This is a genomic window from Rathayibacter sp. AY1B6, assembly GCF_002932755.1.
GTDB lineage: Bacteria > Actinomycetota > Actinomycetes > Actinomycetales > Microbacteriaceae > Rathayibacter.
In genome coordinates this window covers 20,108-37,900 of record NZ_PSWL01000005.1, presented here as the reverse complement: position 1 = coordinate 37,900, position 17,793 = coordinate 20,108, and the positions used below count along the sequence as shown (strand labels likewise).

Here is a 17,793-nt window from a genome sequence, read left to right as displayed (position 1 = left end):
ACCGATGAGAAAGGCGCGACGATGCGCATCTTCGACCCGCACATCCACATGACCTCCCGCACCACCGACGACTACCAGGCGATGTTCGACGCCGGCGTCCGCGCGGTCGTCGAACCCTCCTTCTGGCTCGGCCAGCCGCGCACGAACGTCGGCTCGTTCACCGACTACTTCGACGCCCTGATCGGCTGGGAGCGCTTCCGCGCCGCGCAGTTCGGCATCCGCCACCACTGCACCATCGGGCTCAACCCGAAGGAGGCGAACGACCCGCGCTGCCGGGCCGTCCTCCCCGAGCTCGACCGCTACCTCGCCAAGGACGGCGTCGTCGCGGTCGGCGAGACCGGCTACGACTCGCTCACCCCGGAGGAGGACCAGGTCTTCCGCCAGCAGCTCGAGCTCGCCGGCGAGCACGGCCTCCCCGCGATGGTGCACACCCCGCACCGCGACAAGGAGTCGGGCACCCGCCGGACCCTCGAGGTCGTCGCGGACTCGGGGCTCGAGCCCGGGCAGGTCCTCGTCGACCACCTCAACGAGGTCACCGTCGACGCGGTCCGCGACTCCGGCTGCTGGATGGGCTTCTCCATCTACCCCGACACCAAGATGGACGAGACCCGCCTGGTGACGCTGGTCGAGCGGATCGGGCTGGACCGCGTGCTGGTCAACTCCGCCGCCGACTGGGGCCGCTCCGATCCGCTCACGACCGCGAAGACCGGCCGCCTCCTCCTCGTCGCCGGCTTCAGCGCGGGCGACGTGGACCGGCTGCTGTGGCAGAACCCGGTCGAGTTCTACGGGCAGAGCGGACGCCTGGACCTCTCGCCCGTCGCGGGCTTCGACGTGCAGGAGTCGGTCGGCCGCACCTTCGAGGGCAACTCCGTGCTCCGGGGCGCGCCGCGCGTGGCGGAGGTCGTGTGATGCATCTCTCCTACTGCACCAACGTCCATCCCGCCGAGGACCTGGCCGGAGTCGTCCGCCAGCTCGACGTGTACGCCGGACCCGCGCGCGTGGCCGCCGGGCTCGCCCTGGTCGGAGTCGGCCTGTGGATCCCGCGCGACCTCGCGGCCCGCCTGGTCGCCAGCGCCGAGGACCGCGCCGTCCTCCGCGCGGCCCTGCAGCGCAACGGCCTGGAGGTGCGCACGCTCAACGCCTTCCCGTACGCGGCGTTCCACGCCGAGGTCGTGAAGCTCGACGTCTACCGCCCCGACTGGACCACCCCGGAGCGCCTGCAGTACACGATCGACTGCGCGAGGATCCTGGCCGACCTGCTGCCCGCGGGCGCCGACGGCAGCATCTCGACGCTGCCGCTGGGCTGGCGCGAGGGCTGGGGACGGGAGCAGGACGAGGCGGCCTGCCGCAACCTCGCCCGGCTCGTCGAGGAGCTGCGCGACCTGCGCCGCTCCACGGGCCACGCGATCCGCCTGGCGATCGAGCCCGAGCCCGGCTGCATCCTCGACACCGTGGACGACGTCGTCGACTGGCTGCACCCGCGGATCGGAGTGGTCGACCCGGCCTACGTGGGCGTCTGCCTGGACACCTGCCACCTCGCCGTCTCCTTCGCCGACCCGGCCTCGGCCGTGCGCCGCATCCGCGACGCGGGCCTGCGCGTGGTCAAGGTGCAGGCCTCCGCCGCGCTCCACCTGGAGGACCCCTCGGGCCGCGCCGCGCTCACCCCGTTCGTCGAGAAGCGCTACCTGCACCAGACCCGCGAGAACGGGATCGACGGAGTGCTCCGCGTCGACGACCTGCCCGAGGCGCTGGACACGCTCCCCGGCACCGGTCCCTGGCGCGTGCACTTCCACGTGCCGCTGCACCACCGGCCGGAGGCGCCGCTCTCGGCGACCACGGCCGTCCTGGCGGAGGCCGTCTCGGCGGTCGACGCCGCCTGGCCCTACGACGAGATCCACCTCGACGTCGAGACCTACACCTGGTCGGTGCTCGCCGACGCCCCGAGCGACCTCTCGACGGGCATCGGCGCCGAGCTCGCCTGGGCGGCCGCGCACCTGCTCACGCCCGCCTCCCGAGAGGCGCTGCTGGCGCCCCTCCTCCCGCAGGCGGCGGCGCTGTGAGGCCGGTGCTGCTGCTCGACGTGGTCGGGCTGACCTCGACGGCGCTCGCCGACATGCCCCGCCTCTCGCGCCTGGCCCGCGGGGGCGGGCGCCTGCCGCTGGACACGGTCCTGCCCGCGGTCACCTGCAGCGTGCAGTCGACCATGCTCACCGGCTCGATGCCCGCGCAGCACGGGATCGTCGGCAACGGCTGGTACTTCCGCGACCTCGGCGAGGTGCACCTGTGGCGCCAGCACAACCGCCTGGTCACGGGGGAGAAGGTCTGGGAGACCGCGCGCCGGCTGAGCGGGGAGCCGTACCGCGCGGCCAACATCGGCTGGTGGTACGCGATGGGGGCGACGACCGACGTGACCGTCACTCCGCGCCCGATCTACCACGCCGACGGCCGCAAGTCGCCGGACGCGTACGTGCGTCCGCCGGCGCTGCACGACGAGCTGGTCTCGCGCTTCGGCGCGTTCCCGCTGTTCCAGTACTGGGGGCCCACCGCGTCGCTCCGCTCGACCCAGTGGATGGTCGACGCCACCCGGCACGTGCTGGCGGGCGACGGCTCCGGACCGCCCGAGCTGACCACGGCGTACCTGCCGCACCTCGACTACGACCTCCAGCGCTTCGGACCTGACTCGCCCGAGGCGCGCCGGGCCGCCTCGGAGCTCGACGTGGTGCTCGCTCCGCTGCTCGACGACGCGGAGGCGCTGGGCGCCTCGGTGATCGTGGTCGCCGAGTACGGGATCGCCGACGCGGACACCCCGGTCGACGTCAACCGGGCACTCCGGCGCGAGGGCCTGCTCGAGGTCTACGTGCAGGACGGCCGGGAGCAGCTGGACCCGTGGACGTCGCGCGCGTTCGCCGTCGCCGACCACCAGGTCGCCCACGTCTACGTGCAGGACGCGGCGGACCTGCCGCGGGTGCGCTCGATCCTCGAGGGGCTCGACGGCGTCGACGAGGTGCTCGACCAGGAGGCGCAGGCCCGCTACGGACTCGACCACGAGCGCTCGGGCGAGTTCGTCGTGGTCGCACGGCCGGGGGCGTGGTTCACCTACTACTACTGGCTCGACGACGACCGCGCGCCCGACTTCGCCCGCGGCGTCGACATCCACCGCAAGCCCGGCTACGACCCGGCCGAGCTCTTCTTCGATCCGGCCGACCCGCTGGTGAAGGCGAAGGCGGCGGGCAACCTGGCCAAGAAGGCGCTGGGGCTGCGCTACGCGATGAATCTGGTGCCGCTGGACGCGTCGCTGGTGCGCGGCACGCACGGGAGGCTGCCGTCCTCGTCGGCCGACACTCCGCTCGTGCTGGCCTCGGACGCGGACCTGCTGCCGGCCGGAGCCGCGTCGCTCCCGGCCACCGCGGTGCGCGACCTGGTGCTCGCGGCGCACGGCCCGGCCCTCGCGAAGGAGGCGTCGGCGCTCGCGCGCTGAGGGAGGGGACGCCCGGCGGCCTGCGCTCGCGTGCGGGCCGTCGGGCGGTGCGGGGTCGCTGCGGGCGGTCCCGGGCTCCGGTCCTCGCCGCGGGCCCACCCGGGCGGCCGGCGGCTCAGCGCGGCACGAGCCCGGTGAGCCGCGCCGTCAGCCGCTCGACGGGGCCGGCGCCGAGGAACCGCCACCACAGCACGGCGGCCGCGCACAGCCCGAGCACCAGGGCGAGAGCGGCGAGCGGGGTGTCGGCGGAGTAGCCGAGGCCCGCCCGGGCGAGTGCCGCGACGAGCGCCACCTGCAGCACGTAGACCGAGAGCGCGAGCGTGCCGATCGCCCGGAGCGGCACCAGCAGCCGTCGGACCGCGGTGGAGCGCGACGTGGTCAGCAGCACCACCGCGACGTAGGCCAGGAGCACGAGCCCGAGGTCGTGGAGGGTGTCCGGGAGGCTGCCGGAGGGCGACTCGAGGCCGAGCAGGAGCTCGATCAGCGGCCGCAGCGGGTAGACGACGACGGCGACCGTCGCGAGCACCGGCAGCAGCCGGTCGCGCCGGGCACCGTGGCGCAGCAGCAGGGCGCCGAGGAGGAAGAAGGGGAGCAGGTTCGTCACCCGGTAGCTCGGGCCCGTGAACAGCCAGAGCGTGAGCGGCGAGCCGGGTGCCGCGGCGGCCACGGCGGCGTTCAGAGGTCCGGCGACGAGCGCCAGCAGGGCGGCCACGGCGGCGACGACCCGCGAGCGGAGCAGGAGCAGCGGCGTGCCGAGCACGAGCACGACGCCGAGGTACTGCAGCACGATCGCGATCCAGCTGCCCCAGGTCTCGAGCCAGACGCCGAGCGCCACGAGCACGGCCCCGCGGATCGCGTTCCGCAGCAGCACCCGCCCGGGCGAGGCGCCGGGCCGCGCGAGCACCAGGGCCGCCGACATCCCCATCACCAGCGCGAACAGCGGCGACGCGAGGTCGTTCACGTTCCAGGCCAGGAACCCGACGGGTCCCGTCCGCGCGCTCGGCACGAGGGGCATCGCGTGGGCGACGAGCATGGCCGCCACCGCCACTCCGCGCAGCACGTCGGGGGCGACCAGGCGGTCGTGCCGGAGTCGCGGAGCCGTCGCAGTCATCCCGCGAGAGTAGGCGCGCGCCGGCCGCCGCGCCCCGCGCGAGCGCACCTCGCGCCACCGGCCGTCCCGGCCGGGCCGCCGGCCGCCCGGCCTCATCGCCGGCCGCGCGCTGCCGCCCGCTCCGCTCCGTCGGCCAGGGTCTCGGGCCGCCCCGCGGCGATCCGTCGGGAACGGCCCGTCCCGCCTTCCTGCACGGGCCGTTCGCGACGGATCAGCGCACGCCCGCGCCGCCGCCCGCTCTGCGCCGCCGACGCCTCGCGCTCGGCACCGCCGCGACGTTCCGGCCGTGCCCCGGCCTGCTCCGATGCGTCACGAACGGTCCCTTCCGCCCTTCCGAAGCGACCGTTCGCGACCCCTCGGCGCCTCCCTCCCGCCCGCGCGCGCGAGCGCCCCGCACTCGGCCCGCACCGAGCCCGACCGGGCATGCTGGACGGATGACCGACGCCGCCCCGTCCCCCGACCGCCCGCGCCGGGCCCGCAGCCAGCACGTCCTCACCGTGCTCCGGACCGAGCGCCTCACCGGCCACCTGGTCCGCGTGCACCTCGGCGGCGACGGGCTCGACGCGTTCCTCGCCGAGTCCGACCCCGAGCGACTCGCTGCGACCGACCGCTACGTGAAGCTCCTGCTCCCGCCGCGCGGCTCCGACCTCCAGCCGCCCTTCGACCTCGACGCGCTCCGGGCGACCGTCGCCCCCGAGCAGCTGCCCGTGCGCCGCACCTACACCGTCCGCTCGGTCGACCTCGAGGAGCGCTCGGTCGCCGTCGACTTCGTCGTGCACGGCGACGAGGGAGTGGCGGGGCCGTGGGCGCTCGCCGCGGCTCCCGGCGACCGGATCGCCCTCTCCGCGCCCGGCGGCGCCTGGTCCCCGAGCGCCGACCCCGAGGCCGTGCACCTGCTGCTCGGCGACGACTCCGCTCTGCCGGCGATCGCCTCCGCCCTCGAGGGGATGCCCGCGCACGCCCGCGGACTGGTCCTGATCGAGGTGGACTCGGCCGCCGACGAGCTCGATCTTCCCGCTCCGGCCGGAGTGGAGGTGCGCTGGCTGCACCGCGGCGGTCTCGAGGCCGGCCGGTCGCTGGTCGCCGCCGTGCGGGCCGAGCCGAGGCCCGCAGGCGTGCTCGAGGTCTTCGCGCACGGCGAGCGCACCGCGATGAAGCAGCTGCGCGCCCTCCTGCAGGACGAGTGGGGCGTGGAGCGCCGGGCGCTCTCGCTCTCGGCCTACTGGGCTCTCGGCCGCGCCGAGGACCGCTTCCAGGCCGAGAAGCGCGAGCCGGTCGGCGCGATCTTCGCCGACTGACGGGGGAGCGCACTCCGTCCGCGGATCGCCGGGAAGGGACTAGCCTCGGACCCACCTCTACTCCGGTCCCCACGACCGGTCCGCCCGATGGCGTTCCGGCCCTGCGAGCCTCGTGCCCGCCGCCCCCGCCGTCCCGCGGGCTGCTCGACCGAGAAGATGAGGAGGGCCCCCGTGGGAGTGCTGATCTTCGGTGCCTGGCGGCGCCGGATCGAGTTCGAGGACCGGACGCTCGCGCACGTGCGGATCGCGGTGCGCGCGCGGATGGAGCAGGGACTGCCGTTCCGCCTGACCTGGAGGACGCTGCAGGAGGCGGAGCCGCGCTCGCACGCGATCCTCGTGCAGCCGAACGCGGTGCTGGAGTACCGATTCGATCATCCCCGGCTGAACGCCGTGAACCGCCTCTGGCTGCGCGAGCTCCTCACCCCCGCGTCCGGGCGCGACATGGTCGTCGCCGCCGAGCCCGAGCAGGCGCCGCTCCTCGGTGACGACCGTCCGTCCCCGATCCCCGAGGGAGGGGTCGCGGCCTAGTCGGAGCGGAGCCGTTCAGCGCCGGGCGAGGCCGACCGGGAGCCCGCCCGCGAGGGCGGCGGCGGATCCGAAGAGCAGTGCCCCCACCCCGCCGAGGGCGGTGGCGACGACGGTGTTCAGCACCGCGCCGACGAGCGCGACGCCCAGCACGTCCGACAGCCCGCGGTCCGCCGAGGGCCCGTCCTCTCCGGCGGGCGGTCGACGCGGATCGCCGCCTGCTGCGTGCAGGACCTCCCTCGCGCAGTGGATCCTGCCCGGACACGGAGCGCCGCGCAGGACGCCGCGGCCACCGCGCCTGCAGGACTCCCGCCGCGGATGTCGCATCGCCGTGGCAGCCGGACATGTACCTGTGACTCCGCGAAAGGGGAACCATGAGCATCCGCTCCCGAGACGACTTCTCCGAGCTGTACCGCGCCCACTACGACGACCTGCTCCGTATCGTCCGCCGCCGCGCTCCCGCCGCGACGGTCGACGACGTCGTCGGCGAGACCTTCCTCGCCGCCTGGCGTCGCCGGCAGGACCTGCCGGAGAACGTGCGGCCCTGGCTGTTCGGCACGGCCCGGCACGCGATCGTCAACGCCGCCCGCGGCGAGAACCGCCGGCAGGCGTTGGCCGTGCGGATCGGGTCCCTCGCCCCGGAGGAGCAGGCGGATCCGTCGGTCGGCGACCGCCTCGACCTGGAGAGCGCGTGGAAGCGGCTCCCCCTCGCCGAGCAGGAGGCTCTGGCCCTCCACGTCTGGGAGGACCTCCCGCAGGCCGAGGCCGCACAGGTGCTCGGCTGCTCCCGGGCCGCCTACGCGATGCGGCTCACCCGCGCGAAGCGGCGTCGGCCACTTCGTGCAGCGGGAGGCCCCCGGGGCGGTCGCGGCCGCGATCCTCCGGCACCTCCGACCGCTCGACTCGCACCCGCGCCTCCGGTGACGCGCTAGAGCGTCGGGGCCCGGAGTCGTCCTCCGGGCCCCGTCGCTCACACCTGGGCGGTGCCGCTGTCCTCGACCGGGCCGGTCGCGTCCGACTCCTCGGCGATCTCGGTGCCGGTCTCGTCCGCGCGGGCGCGGAGTGCGTCGGCCATCGCGCCGGCGCCCTCGGCTCCGTGGTCGTGCTCGACCTGGTCGATCAGGCCGCCGAGCTTCTCGTCGTTGCCGGCGTCCTCGGCTCCGTCCATCACGGGGCTGTTCTGCTCGTTGTCGCTCATGGCGCTCCTCCTGGGTCGACCGGCCTCTGCGCCGGTGGTCCGACGCTACGCGCGCGGCCCGTGCGGTGCAGGTGATCGACGGGAATCGGCCAGTCCGCTATCGGGGTGCCGACCGACGTTCCCGAGTTCCCCCGAATCGAGCGGATATCGCTTCCGCCCCGCTGGAGAAGTGAGCGGATATCGTCTGCCGAATGAGCGCCTATCGCTTTCCGGCGAGATGAACTGTTCTCTCAGACAAGGACCCCTCAGGTGCCCTCCCTGCTATGATCGGGCGACTTCTGCACCAGGGACCGGGGGTCGTTCTCGGCGGACGATCGATCATCCACACGCCTGTTATCTCGATCATCACCAGTGAAGGCGCGTATGGCTTCGTATCTGTTCGTCTGCTCCGGCGGCGGGCATCTCAAGGAGATGTTCGCCCTGTCGGGGCTCCTCGGAGTCGACCCGGAGGAGCAGCACTGGGCGACCGTCGACAGCGCCCTCAGCCGCACCCTCCTCGCCGACCGGCGCGTGACCCACCTCGCTGATCCGCCGCCCCGCGCCGTGGTGCCGGTGCTCCGCAACGCGATGATCGCCCGCTCCCTGCTGGCCCGCGGCTCCTTCGACGCCGTCTTCAGCACCGGCGCCAGCCCCGCCCTCTCCTTCCTCCCGCTCGCGGCCTCGCGCGGCATACCCGCGCACTACATCGAGAGCGCCGCCCGCGTGCTCGGCCCGTCGATGACCGGTCGGATCCTCGCCCGGGTCCCCGCCGTCTCGACCTACACGCAGTACCGCTCCTGGGCCGACGACCGCTGGAGCTTCGGCGGCTCGATCTTCGACACCTACCGCGTCGAGGACGTCGTCCCGCAGCCGATCCGCCGCGCCGTGGTCTCGGTCGGCACGCAGGACGGCTACCCGTTCCCCCGCTTCTTCGCCGCGCTCGCGCCGCTGCTCGAGGGCGTGGAGGTGCTCTGGCAGACCGGAGCGAACGACGTCTCCGGACTCGGGATCGACGGCCGCCACTCCGTGCCGCACGACGAGCTCAACGCCGCGATGAAGGCGGCCGACGTCGTCATCGCGCACGGGGGAGTGGGCACCGCGCTCAGCGCCATCGAGCAGGGCCGGGTGCCGATCCTGGTCCCGCGCCGCGCCTCGTTCGGCGAGCACGTCGACGACCACCAGGTGCAGATCGCCACACGCCTGGCCGACTCCGGCCTCGCGGTCACCGTCGACATCGAGGGCCTCTCCCGCGAGACGCTCGAACTCGCCGCGGCGAGGCGGGTCGTCTCCGCCGATTCCGCCGTGCCCTTCGTGGTGCACGAGACGGCCGAGAAGTCCTCGGGCCTCTCCCGCCGACTCTTCCCCTCCTCCCGCTGATCCCCGCCCGCGCGACCAGACGTGATGAGAACGACATCCGCGCGTCATCCGCGGCCCGTACACTCTCGAATGGGTTGGGGGGCCGGACGTCACTTCATGTGCGTCGAATTCGGAATGGTCGGCCGACTCGACACTGATGGCGAAAGCTCCGAAGGATTCTCGATATGACTGACACCCCGCGCGGCCTCTCGCGCCGCCTCCTACTCGCCGCCTCCGCTGTCGGAGCCGCCGCGACCGCCTCCGCGCTGGTGGCGACCCCGGCGCTCGCCGCGCCGAACTACAGCGTCATCCCGAGGCTCCCGGGCGAGGTCTCGCGCCTCGACACCAATTTCTCGAGGGACGGCAAAAAGCCGTACGAGGTCATCGACGTGAAGATCGGCAACGACCTCACTCAGCTCTTCGTCCCGCACTCGGCGAAGCCGGGATCCGGCTCCCCGGTTCCGGTGGCGTGGTTCTACCACGCCAGTGGCAGCGCCTACACGGCGCTCTACAATGCGTACAACTACTCGGCCGACCCGCTCGTCGATCTGGGCTTCGTCAGCATCTGCCCGAACTTCGGCGGCCCGAGCAACTACACCAACCCCACGGCGCTCGCCGTGCAGACGGCCGCCACGGCCTGGGTGCAGAGTCTCTGGAACGTCCGCGGGAGCTTCCTCCGCTCGAACTCCGGCGGCGGAGCGATGATGTGCTGGGCCTACGCGAAGAAGATGGTGCCGAACATCTACGGGGCGTACCACGCCAGCAGCGTCTTCGACGTCGAGGACCTCGCGGCGCGCGACGACAGCCAGCCGAACCGCGTCCTCGCGGTGTACGGCGGAGACCGGGCGCTGATGCGCGCGACCAACCCCGCCCGGCTGCCGCAGTCCGCCTGGCAGGGCATGCGTCTGCGCGTCAGCGCCGGCACGGCCGACCAGCTCGCTCCCGCGGAGCTGCACGGCGGACGCCTCCGCCGCCTCGCGCTCCCCGTCGCCAAGGAGGCGACGATCGCGTATCACAGCAGCGACGGCTTCAAGGGTGGCCACACCGTCCCGCCCTTCACCAACAAGGACTCGGTCGAGACCTTCCGCCGCTGGCTCCAGGAGGGCCCCGCCTGATCCGCGGCAGGACCGACGCGACCCCTCCTCCCCGGGGGTCGGCGCCAGGGTCGAGCAGTGGAGGAGGAGGGCACGGCATCGCAGGCGTCCCAGCCGCCGAGAGGCGGCTCGCGAGGGCATCGCGATCCTCATCGAGGCCGACGGGACCACTCCCGTGAGCGCCGCACCGCCCGCCCCATCCTCCACCACTCCGCTCCGACGCCAGAAGGACTCCCTGACGTGATCGACATCCTCCCGCGACGACTCCTCGTCGGCGCGCTCTTCTCGGTCGCCCTGGTGATCGTCCTCGGGATGGGGTACATCTTCTCGACCCGGGAGCCGGCCACCGGCCTCCTGGTGATCGCCGCCGGAATCGGCGGGATCATCGGCGCCTTCGTGCTGCTGCGGGTCCCCGCGCACTGGCTGCCGGCGATGGCGCTCGCGTTCTTCGCGCTCGTCCCGACGCCGCTGACCCCCTCGACCCTGACGTTCCGCATGACGCTCTGGGCGGTCATCCTCGTGATCTGGGCGATCCGGCGCGGGCTCGCTCCCGAGCTGTGGCGCGCCCCCGTCAAGGCGTGGACCCGCGAGCTCGTGCTCTCCCCGTGGCGGGCCGTGGTGATCCTCGCGTTCATCGCCCTCATGCTCTGGTCCGCCGTGGCGACGGTGCGCAGCTCCTTCGCGAGCGAGGGCGTCTCGTGGCTGTTCAGCTTCGCCATCTGCGTGGGCGTGCCGATGCTCGTCTTCGACGCCCAGCGCGAGGCCGTGCTGCTGCGCAAGACGTGGGTGATCCTCTCGGGGCTGCTCGCCCTCTACGCCGCCCTCGAGCTGGTCGCGCAGAGCTCCCCGATCCTCGGGGCCGTCTACGGCGCCCTCGGCTACGAGCAGGACCAGCACTGGTCGCTCTACCGCGCCGAGATCACCTTCGGCCACCCGCTGCTCGCCGGCACCTTCCTCACCGTGGGCGCCGGGCTCGCCTTCGGCTCCTGGCTCCAGGGCTCCCGCAAGTCGGACCTGCTGCTGGGCATCCTGGCCTCGGGCGGCGTCGTCGCGACCGTCTCGCGCGGACCGATGGCGGCCATCGCCGTCGCCGTCGTCGTCGCGCTCGTCGCCGTCGGCTTCCTCAACCCGGACCGCTCGCTGCTCCGGCCCGGCTCGATCCTGATCGCCGGCCTCATCGCGGGCGTCGGAGTCCTCAACTTCGAGCCCGTCACCGCCCGCAACAACAACCTCGACGCCTCCATCTCGGCCGGTGCCCGCGACCTCGCGGTGACCGTGTCGCTCAAGGCGGCGGAGCTCACGCACTGGCTCGGCTCCGGAGCGGCGACGTCCGGCATCAGCGGCAGGCGGTTCTCGGACGTGGTCATCGAGAACTCGTTCCTGCAGCTGCTGATCAGCGTCGGCATCCCCGGCCTGCTGTTCTTCGTGATCATGGTGGCCGCGATGTTCGGCGCCGCGCTCAGCCGTCGGGACGTCGGCCCTGCGGCCGGCCTGCTCGGCTTCATGGTCTGCCTCGCCGGCTACAACGCCATCGACGCGGTCCGCCCCAGCCACCTGCTCCTGGGCTTCCTCGTCATCATCTGCCTGAACCCGGTGCACGTCCCCGACTTCTCCAAGGGCATCCGGATGCGCCAGCCGCTCGGGGCGCGGATCTTCGACGCGCCGATGGCCGTCGGGATGCGGGGCGAGCGGTGAGCCGCCGCTCGCGCAGGAACGACTCGTCGCCGGCCGCGCTCGTCGTCCAGCAGTCGCTCGCTCCGCCGGACTCGACCACGCAGTACGTCGACTCGATCGTCGACGGCCTGGCGCCCGGCGTCGAGCTGCTGTTCTTCTCCTGGCGCAGCGCCCTGCTCGCCGACTACGACGTGCTGCACGTGCACTGGCCCGAGCTGATGATCCGCGGCCGCAGCCCGGTGCACCGCTTCCTGCGCCGCCGCGCTCTCGACGTGCTGCTGGTGCGCCTCGCGCTCCAGCGCATCCCGCTCGTGCGCACGGTGCACAACCTGCACCCGCACGAGCTCGGTCCCGCCGCCGAGCGCCGCTCGCTCGCCCGGATCGACCGAGCGACCGACCTGTTCGTCCGCCTGAACCCCACGACCGTCACTCCCGGCCGGGCGCCCGCCGTCACCGTGCTGCACGGCCACTACCGCGACCAGTTCGCCCAGCACCCGCTGCCCGAGCGCGAGCACGGCCGCGTGCTCTACTTCGGCATCATCCGCCCGTACAAGGGCGTCGTCGAGCTGATGGACGTGTTCCACGGCGTGGAGGACGACTCCCTGTCCCTGCACGTGGTCGGCAGCCCCAGCACCGGCCAGCGCGAGCTGGTCGAGGAGCGGGCCGCCCGCGACACCCGGGTGCGCACCACGCTCCGCCGGGTCGACGACGCCGAGATGGTCGACGAGATCGGCCGGGCCGAGCTGATCGTCCTGCCCTACCGCGAGATGCACAACTCCGGGTCGATCCTGGTCGCCCTCTCGCTCGGCCGGCCGATCCTGGTGCCCCGCACGCCCACCAACACGGCTCTGGCCGAGGAGGTCGGCAGCGACTGGGTGATCGAGTACGACGGCGATCTCACTCCCGAGCTGATCACCTCCGCGCTCGAGCGCACGCGCACCCGCCCGCCGGAGGGGCTCCCCGCGCTCTCCGGTCGCGACTGGGACGTGCTCGGACTCCAGCTCAAGAAGGCCTACGAGGGCGCGATCGCCACCAAGAAGGGCTCGACCCGATGAGCGAGACCATCCGGAAGCCGTCCCCGAGCCTCGGCCGCTCCGCGAGCCGCGGCGCCGCCGTCACCATCGGCGGGCAGGCGATCCGCATCGCCGTCCAGCTGGGCAGCATCGTCGTCCTCGCGCGCCTGCTCGCGCCGGCCGACTACGGCCTGCTCGCGATGGTCACGGCGATCATCGGCATCGGCGAGATCTTCCGCGACTTCGGCCTCTCCTCCGCCGCCATCCAGGCGAAGGAGATCACGCCGGGCCAGAAGAGCAACCTGTTCTGGATGAACGCGGGCATCGGCCTCACCCTCACCCTGCTGGTCATCGCGGCCTCGTGGCCGATCGCCGCGCTCTACGGCGACGACCGGCTCCAGCTGCTGACCGTCGTGCTCTCCTCGACGTTCCTGCTCAACGGGATCTCGACGCAGTTCCGCGCCGACCTCGCCCGGCACCTCCGCTTCGTGAAGCTCACCCTGGTCGACATCGTCGGCCAGGTGCTGGGCCTCGTGGTCGGCGTGCTGATGGCGCTCGGCGGCGCCGGCTACTGGGCGCTGGCCGCGAGCCAGGTCGTGCAGCCGCTCATCGGCGTGCTGATGCTGGTCTTCATCACCGGCTGGCGGCCCGGCCGCTACCGCCGCGGAGAGGCGATGGGCCACTTCCTCCGCTACGGAGGCGGCGTCTTCGCGACCCAGGCGCTGACCTACGCGAGCAAGAACGTCGACTCCGTCATCATCGGCGCGCGCTTCGGCCCGGTCGACCTGGGCCTCTACAACCGCGCGTTCCAGCTGATGATGCTGCCGCTGCAGCAGCTCAACGCCCCGGCGCAGCGCGTGGCCCTGCCCGTGCTCTCCAAGCTGCAGGACGAGCGCGAGCGGTTCCGCACGTTCATCCTCTTCGGCCAGTCGGCGATGCTGACGGTGATGGGCCTCGTGCTCGCCGTCCTCGGCTCCCAGTCCGACTCGGTCATCCGGATCCTGCTGGGGGAGCGCTGGCTCGCCTCGGTCCCGATCTTCCAGATCCTGCTCGTGGCCGGGTTCTTCCAGGCCACGGCGTACTGCTCCTGGTGGGTGTTCCTCTCCAAGGGCCTGGTGCGCCAGAGCGTCTGGTACAGCCTGGCGACCCGCCCGCTGATGGTCGTCCTGATCCTGCTCGGCTCCAACTGGGGAGTGACGGGCGTCGCGATCGCGTACGCCGGCTCGCTCGCCCTCACCTGGCCGATCGCGCTGATCTGGATCGGCCGCACCTCCGACGCCCCCGCCCGCGAGATGTTCACCAACGGCCTCCGCAGCGGCATCGCGTTCGGATCGATCACGGTCGGCTCCTTCTTCTCCACCGTCTGGATCCCCGCCGACCAGCCCGTCCTCCGCCTCCTCGTGGGCGGCGCCGCCGTCCTGGTCGGGGTGGGGCTCTGGATGCTGATCCTCCCCGCGTTCCGCCGCCAGATCCTCGGCCTCGCCGACCTGCGCCGTCACTTCCGCCGCAGCCGCCCGGCCGCCGCTCCCGCCCCGGCCACGGTCGACGCCACCAGCCCCACCGGTGACAGCGCGCTGGTCGACGGGGCCGTCACGGCCGGCACTCCCGACTCCGAGCGGCCTCCCGCCGCCGTCCCCCCCACCGAAAGAGATCGATGAAACTCAAGCTCGGCGTCGTCAAGTCCTGGAAGAAGGACTTCGTCACGACGACCCGCCTGCCCGCCCGTCGCGACGCGGCGGTGCTCCGCGCCGCCCTCGCGGACCTCCGCCCCGAGCCCGAGTCGCACCTCGTGATCGCCGCTCCCGGCAGCGGCAACATCGGCGACCAGGCGATGCTGGAGGCGTTCCTCGAGAACACCACCGGTCCCGTCGTGGTGATCCAGCGCTACGCCGGCGACGTCGTGATCCCCGAGGAGCAGGCCGACCGCGTCGAGGTCGTCGAGCTCCCGCACCTGGTCTACGGAGTGGGCGACGCGCACGCCGCCGACCTCCGCGCCTACGCCGCGCTGATCCGCCGCGCCCGCTCGGTCTCGGTCGTCGGCGCCGACATGATGGACGGCAAGTACAGCCTCCGCGGCTCGGTCCGCCGCTCCCTGCTCGCGCAGGCGGCCGCCGAGGCCGGGGTGCCCACGCGCATCCTCGGCTTCTCCTGGAACGCCGCGGCCCGCCTCGCCGCCCGCCGCTCCCTGATCGCCGCCTCCCGCGCCGGCGTCGTCCCGATGCTCCGAGACCCGCTCTCGGCGGAGCGCGCTCGGAGCATCGGCGTGCAGCGCGTCGAGGAGGTCACGGACATCGTCTTCTCGGCGCGCACCCGCGACCGCAGCTTCCGCGAGGGGCTGGGACTGCCGGAGGGCGTCCCCTTCGCTCTCGTGAACGCGAGCGCCCTCGTCGCCGGCATGGTCGACCAGGTGCCGGAGTACGAGCGCATCGTCGACCGCCTCCGCGCCGCCGGCGTGCACGTCGTGCTCCTCCCGCACGTCTCCCGCCCCATCGGCGACGACAAGGTGGCCGTCCGCGCGGTCGCCGAGCGCGTGGGATCCGAGGGCGTCACCGTCGTCGACCGCGTGCTCATGCCCGCCGAGATCCGCGGCCTCGCCGAGGACGCCCTGCTGACCGTCACCGGCCGCATGCACCTCGCGATCATGTCGCTCTCGCTCGGCGTCCCCGCGATCACTCTCGCCACCCAGGGCAAGGTCGAGGGCATCATGCGCCTCATCGGCCTGCCGCAGCTGTGCGTCGAGCCGGTCCCCGGCTTCGCCGACCGCGTCCTCCCGGTGATCGACCGCATCCTCGCGGAGCCGGGCGACGGCGGCGTGCGCGCCACCATCGACGCGGCCATGCCCGAGGTGCGCCGCCTCTCGGCGCTCAACACCCGCGGCCTCGGCGCGGAGGTCGTGCGATGAGCGCGGCGCAGGAGAAGGGACCGCGCATGCGGATCATGTTCGTCGTCACGTCGCTGCACGGCGGCGGGGCCGAGTTCGTCGCCCGCACCTGGATGGGCTGGCTCCTCGAGCAGGGCCACCACGTCGACGTCGTCACCACCTCGGTGAAGGGCACCGACGAGTACCTCCCCGAGGGCGCGGTGCTGCACCGCATCGGCGAGGGCAAGGGCCACGTCGGCAAGGCGCGGATGCTCAAGGAGCTGTTCCGCCGCCGCACCCCCGACGTCGCGGTCGCCCTGCAGGGCTACCCGAACATCGTGCTCCTGGCCTCGGCCGAGATGACCGCGAAGGCGGACCGTCCGAAGACCATCGTGAGCGAGCGCAACCTCGTCTCGCTCGGCATCCCGGGCTTCTCGAAGACCCAGAAGGTGCAGCTCGGGCTCGCCAAGACGCTCTACCGCCGCGCCGACCACGTCATCGCGATCTCGCACCCCGTCGCAGGCGAGCTCGTCGCCGGCTTCGGCGTCTCGGGCGAGCGCTGCACCGTCGTGCCGAACCCGGCGACCGCCAAGGTCGACCGCTCACGCCAGGTCTCGCGCACCCCCGGCACCGCGGCGGGCCTGCAGATCGTGCTGCCCTGCCGCCTCGTCGTCCAGAAGCGCCCCGAGCTCGCGATCCTCGCGGCCGAGGAGCTGGAGCGCCGCGGCATCCCCGCGAAGGTCGTCTCCTTCGGCGGCGGCCCGCTGCTCGGGAGCATGAAGGCGGAGGGGACCGCGCGCGGCGTGGACTTCCAGGACATGGGCTGGGTCGAGGACTGGTTCCACCACTTCGACGAGAACGCCGTCGTGCTCCTCCCGTCGCTGCGCGAGGGCTTCGGCAACGTGCTGGTCGAGGCGGCCGCCGCCGGCGTCCCCTCGGTCGCCGTGTCCGGGGCGCTCGGAGTCGCGGACGCGATCGTCCCCGGCCTCACCGGCGAGCTCGCGCTCACCCCGTCCGCCTCCGACCTCGCCGATGCGCTGATCCGCGCGAGCGAGCTCGAGATCACCGGCATCGACCGCTGGCTCGACCGCTTCTCGCTGGAGTCGAGCGGCCGCGACCTCGAGACGGTGCTCCGCCGGGTCGTGGGGCAGAAGTGACCCTCGTCTCGGTCGTCGTCCCGGCGCACCAGGAGGAGGCGCACCTCGCCTCCGCTCTGGAGCGCCTGCTGCGGCAGACCCACGCCGAGCTCGAGATCCTCGTGGTCGACGACGCCTCGACCGACGGGACCGAGGCGATCGGTCGCGCGTTCGCCGACGAGCACGAGCGGATCCGCTACCTCCGCCAGGACGAGAACCAGGGCGTCGCCGCCGCTCGCGAGCGCGCCGTCGGCGAGGCCGCCGGCGAGTGGGTCTGGCTGGTCGACGCCGATGACGAGTGGCCGGAGACCGCGGTCGAGGCCATGCTCACCGCGGGGGAGGCGGGCCGCGCCGACGTGGTGGTCGCCCAGGCGGTCACGGTCGACTCGACCGGATCCACGCCCGTCGGCTCCCTGCGCGGCCCGCTCGCGCTCTCGGGCCGGGGCGCCTTCACCGCGCTCCTGGTCGGCGAGCTGACCGGGCACCTCTGGAACAAGCTGTTCCGCCGCGAGCTGTTCGACGGCATCGACTTCACGCGGATCCGCCAGCACTCGGACCAGGCGCAGGTCGCGCAGCTGCTCGCCGCGGCCGACGAGGTCGTCGTCGTCCCCGACTCCGTCTACGAGTACCGCCTCCGGTCCGGCTCGATCATCCGGTCGGGCGCGAAGCGCGCCGACTCGCTCGCCGGGCTCGCCGCGGTGATCGAGCGGACGGCCCGCGGGCTCGACCCGCGCATCCTCGACTCGCAGGACTACTCCTACTACCGCGCGCGCTTCTCCCTGCTCTCCCGCTTCAAGGACGCCACCTCGGGCGCGCACAGCCCCGAGGAGGCCGACCGGCTCTGGCGGGCCGCGCACGACGAGGCGGGGCTCCGGCACCTGGTCGCGCTCGTGCGCCGGCGCGACCTCAAGCGCTCCGTCCTCTTCGGGCTCGCCGCCGCGGCGCCCGCGCTCTACCGTGCGGCGATGAGCGCCGGGAACGGACGCCGGTGACCGTCGTCTCCCCGGTGAGCGGAAAGGCCGGAGTGCATGTCCCGGCACTCGAGTCCTCGTCACTATTCCGCCGAATGTG

The 17,793-nt window shown here is 73.3% G+C and carries 17 protein-coding genes; 14 read left to right on the top strand and 3 right to left on the bottom strand.

The features are described 5' to 3' along the window. Positions 1–21 precede the first annotated feature (21 nt). From C5D08_RS03670 to C5D08_RS03660, 3 genes are read left to right on the top strand one after another with little or no spacing between them, the layout of a single operon-like run. Complete coding sequence (locus C5D08_RS03670) at positions 22–909, top strand: TatD family hydrolase (protein ID WP_104275877.1); 888 nt, start codon at positions 22–24, stop codon at positions 907–909. Next, entirely contained in the window at positions 909–2,060 is a 1,152-nt protein-coding gene (gene eboE / locus C5D08_RS03665) for a metabolite traffic protein EboE (protein WP_104226604.1), read from the top strand. Before C5D08_RS03670 ends, eboE begins: the two co-directional genes overlap by 1 nt. Next, positions 2,057–3,478, top strand: coding sequence for an alkaline phosphatase family protein (locus C5D08_RS03660; RefSeq protein WP_104275876.1), 1,422 nt, complete (start codon positions 2,057–2,059; stop codon positions 3,476–3,478). The genes eboE and C5D08_RS03660 overlap by 4 nt, the downstream gene beginning before the upstream one ends. A 115-nt stretch (positions 3,479–3,593) precedes the next feature. Here C5D08_RS03660 and C5D08_RS03655 read toward each other — a convergent pair whose 3' ends face one another. Continuing rightward, positions 3,594–4,589: a DUF418 domain-containing protein gene (locus tag C5D08_RS03655; protein WP_181110136.1), complete on the bottom strand. Its 996-nt coding sequence runs from the start codon at positions 4,587–4,589 to the stop codon at positions 3,594–3,596. A 434-nt stretch (positions 4,590–5,023) separates the two neighbouring features. Between C5D08_RS03655 and C5D08_RS03650 the strand changes: the two genes are divergently transcribed. Together C5D08_RS03650 and C5D08_RS03645 are read left to right on the top strand one after the other, a co-directional pair. Beyond that, on the top strand, positions 5,024–5,887 hold the full coding sequence (locus tag C5D08_RS03650) for a siderophore-interacting protein (protein WP_104275874.1): 864 nt from the start codon (positions 5,024–5,026) through the stop codon (positions 5,885–5,887). A 171-nt stretch (positions 5,888–6,058) separates the two neighbouring features. Further along, positions 6,059–6,415, top strand: coding sequence for a hypothetical protein (locus C5D08_RS03645; RefSeq protein ID WP_104275873.1), 357 nt, complete (start codon positions 6,059–6,061; stop codon positions 6,413–6,415). A gap of 15 nt (positions 6,416–6,430) precedes the next feature. Here C5D08_RS03645 and C5D08_RS16905 read toward each other — a convergent pair whose 3' ends face one another. Continuing rightward, positions 6,431–6,565 (bottom strand): DUF3566 domain-containing protein, encoded by a 135-nt coding sequence (locus C5D08_RS16905; protein WP_181110138.1) that lies wholly within the window; start codon positions 6,563–6,565, stop codon positions 6,431–6,433. A gap of 221 nt (positions 6,566–6,786) precedes the next feature. Here C5D08_RS16905 and C5D08_RS03635 point away from each other — a divergent pair, with 221 nt between their 5' ends. Beyond that, positions 6,787–7,344 carry an RNA polymerase sigma factor gene (locus C5D08_RS03635; protein WP_104275871.1) on the top strand — a complete coding sequence of 186 codons (558 nt, stop codon included), beginning with the start codon at positions 6,787–6,789 and terminating at the stop codon, positions 7,342–7,344. 38 nt (positions 7,345–7,382) lie between these two features. Here the strand turns inward: C5D08_RS03635 and C5D08_RS03630 are convergent, their stop codons facing one another. Beyond that, entirely contained in the window at positions 7,383–7,610 is a 228-nt protein-coding gene (locus C5D08_RS03630) for a hypothetical protein (protein WP_104275870.1), read from the bottom strand. Between the two features lie 363 nt (positions 7,611–7,973). On the opposite strand from C5D08_RS03630, the gene C5D08_RS03625 reads away from it, so the two are divergent. The 8 genes from C5D08_RS03625 (at position 7,974) to C5D08_RS03590 (ending at position 17,714) form a co-directional block, all read left to right on the top strand. Further along, on the top strand, positions 7,974–8,966 hold the full coding sequence (locus C5D08_RS03625; RefSeq protein ID WP_104275869.1) for a glycosyltransferase: 993 nt from the start codon (positions 7,974–7,976) through the stop codon (positions 8,964–8,966). 164 nt (positions 8,967–9,130) lie between these two features. Next, complete coding sequence (locus C5D08_RS03620) at positions 9,131–10,060, top strand: S9 family peptidase (RefSeq protein ID WP_104275868.1); 930 nt, start codon at positions 9,131–9,133, stop codon at positions 10,058–10,060. A gap of 219 nt (positions 10,061–10,279) precedes the next feature. Then, entirely contained in the window at positions 10,280–11,734 is a 1,455-nt protein-coding gene (locus tag C5D08_RS03615; protein ID WP_104275867.1) for an O-antigen ligase, read from the top strand. Then, entirely contained in the window at positions 11,731–12,768 is a 1,038-nt protein-coding gene (locus C5D08_RS03610; RefSeq protein WP_104275866.1) for a glycosyltransferase, read from the top strand. Before C5D08_RS03615 ends, C5D08_RS03610 begins: the two co-directional genes overlap by 4 nt. Further along, positions 12,765–14,384, top strand: coding sequence for a lipopolysaccharide biosynthesis protein (locus C5D08_RS03605; RefSeq protein WP_104304180.1), 1,620 nt, complete (start codon positions 12,765–12,767; stop codon positions 14,382–14,384). The genes C5D08_RS03610 and C5D08_RS03605 overlap by 4 nt, the downstream gene beginning before the upstream one ends. Further along, complete coding sequence (locus C5D08_RS03600) at positions 14,381–15,628, top strand: polysaccharide pyruvyl transferase family protein (RefSeq protein ID WP_104275865.1); 1,248 nt, start codon at positions 14,381–14,383, stop codon at positions 15,626–15,628. Before C5D08_RS03605 ends, C5D08_RS03600 begins: the two co-directional genes overlap by 4 nt. After that, positions 15,625–16,743, top strand: a complete 1,119-nt coding sequence (locus tag C5D08_RS03595; protein WP_104275864.1) for a glycosyltransferase — start codon at positions 15,625–15,627, stop codon at positions 16,741–16,743. Before C5D08_RS03600 ends, C5D08_RS03595 begins: the two co-directional genes overlap by 4 nt. After that, positions 16,740–17,714 carry a glycosyltransferase family 2 protein gene (locus C5D08_RS03590; protein WP_104275863.1) on the top strand — a complete coding sequence of 325 codons (975 nt, stop codon included), beginning with the start codon at positions 16,740–16,742 and terminating at the stop codon, positions 17,712–17,714. Before C5D08_RS03595 ends, C5D08_RS03590 begins: the two co-directional genes overlap by 4 nt. Positions 17,715–17,793: the final 79 nt, after the last annotated feature.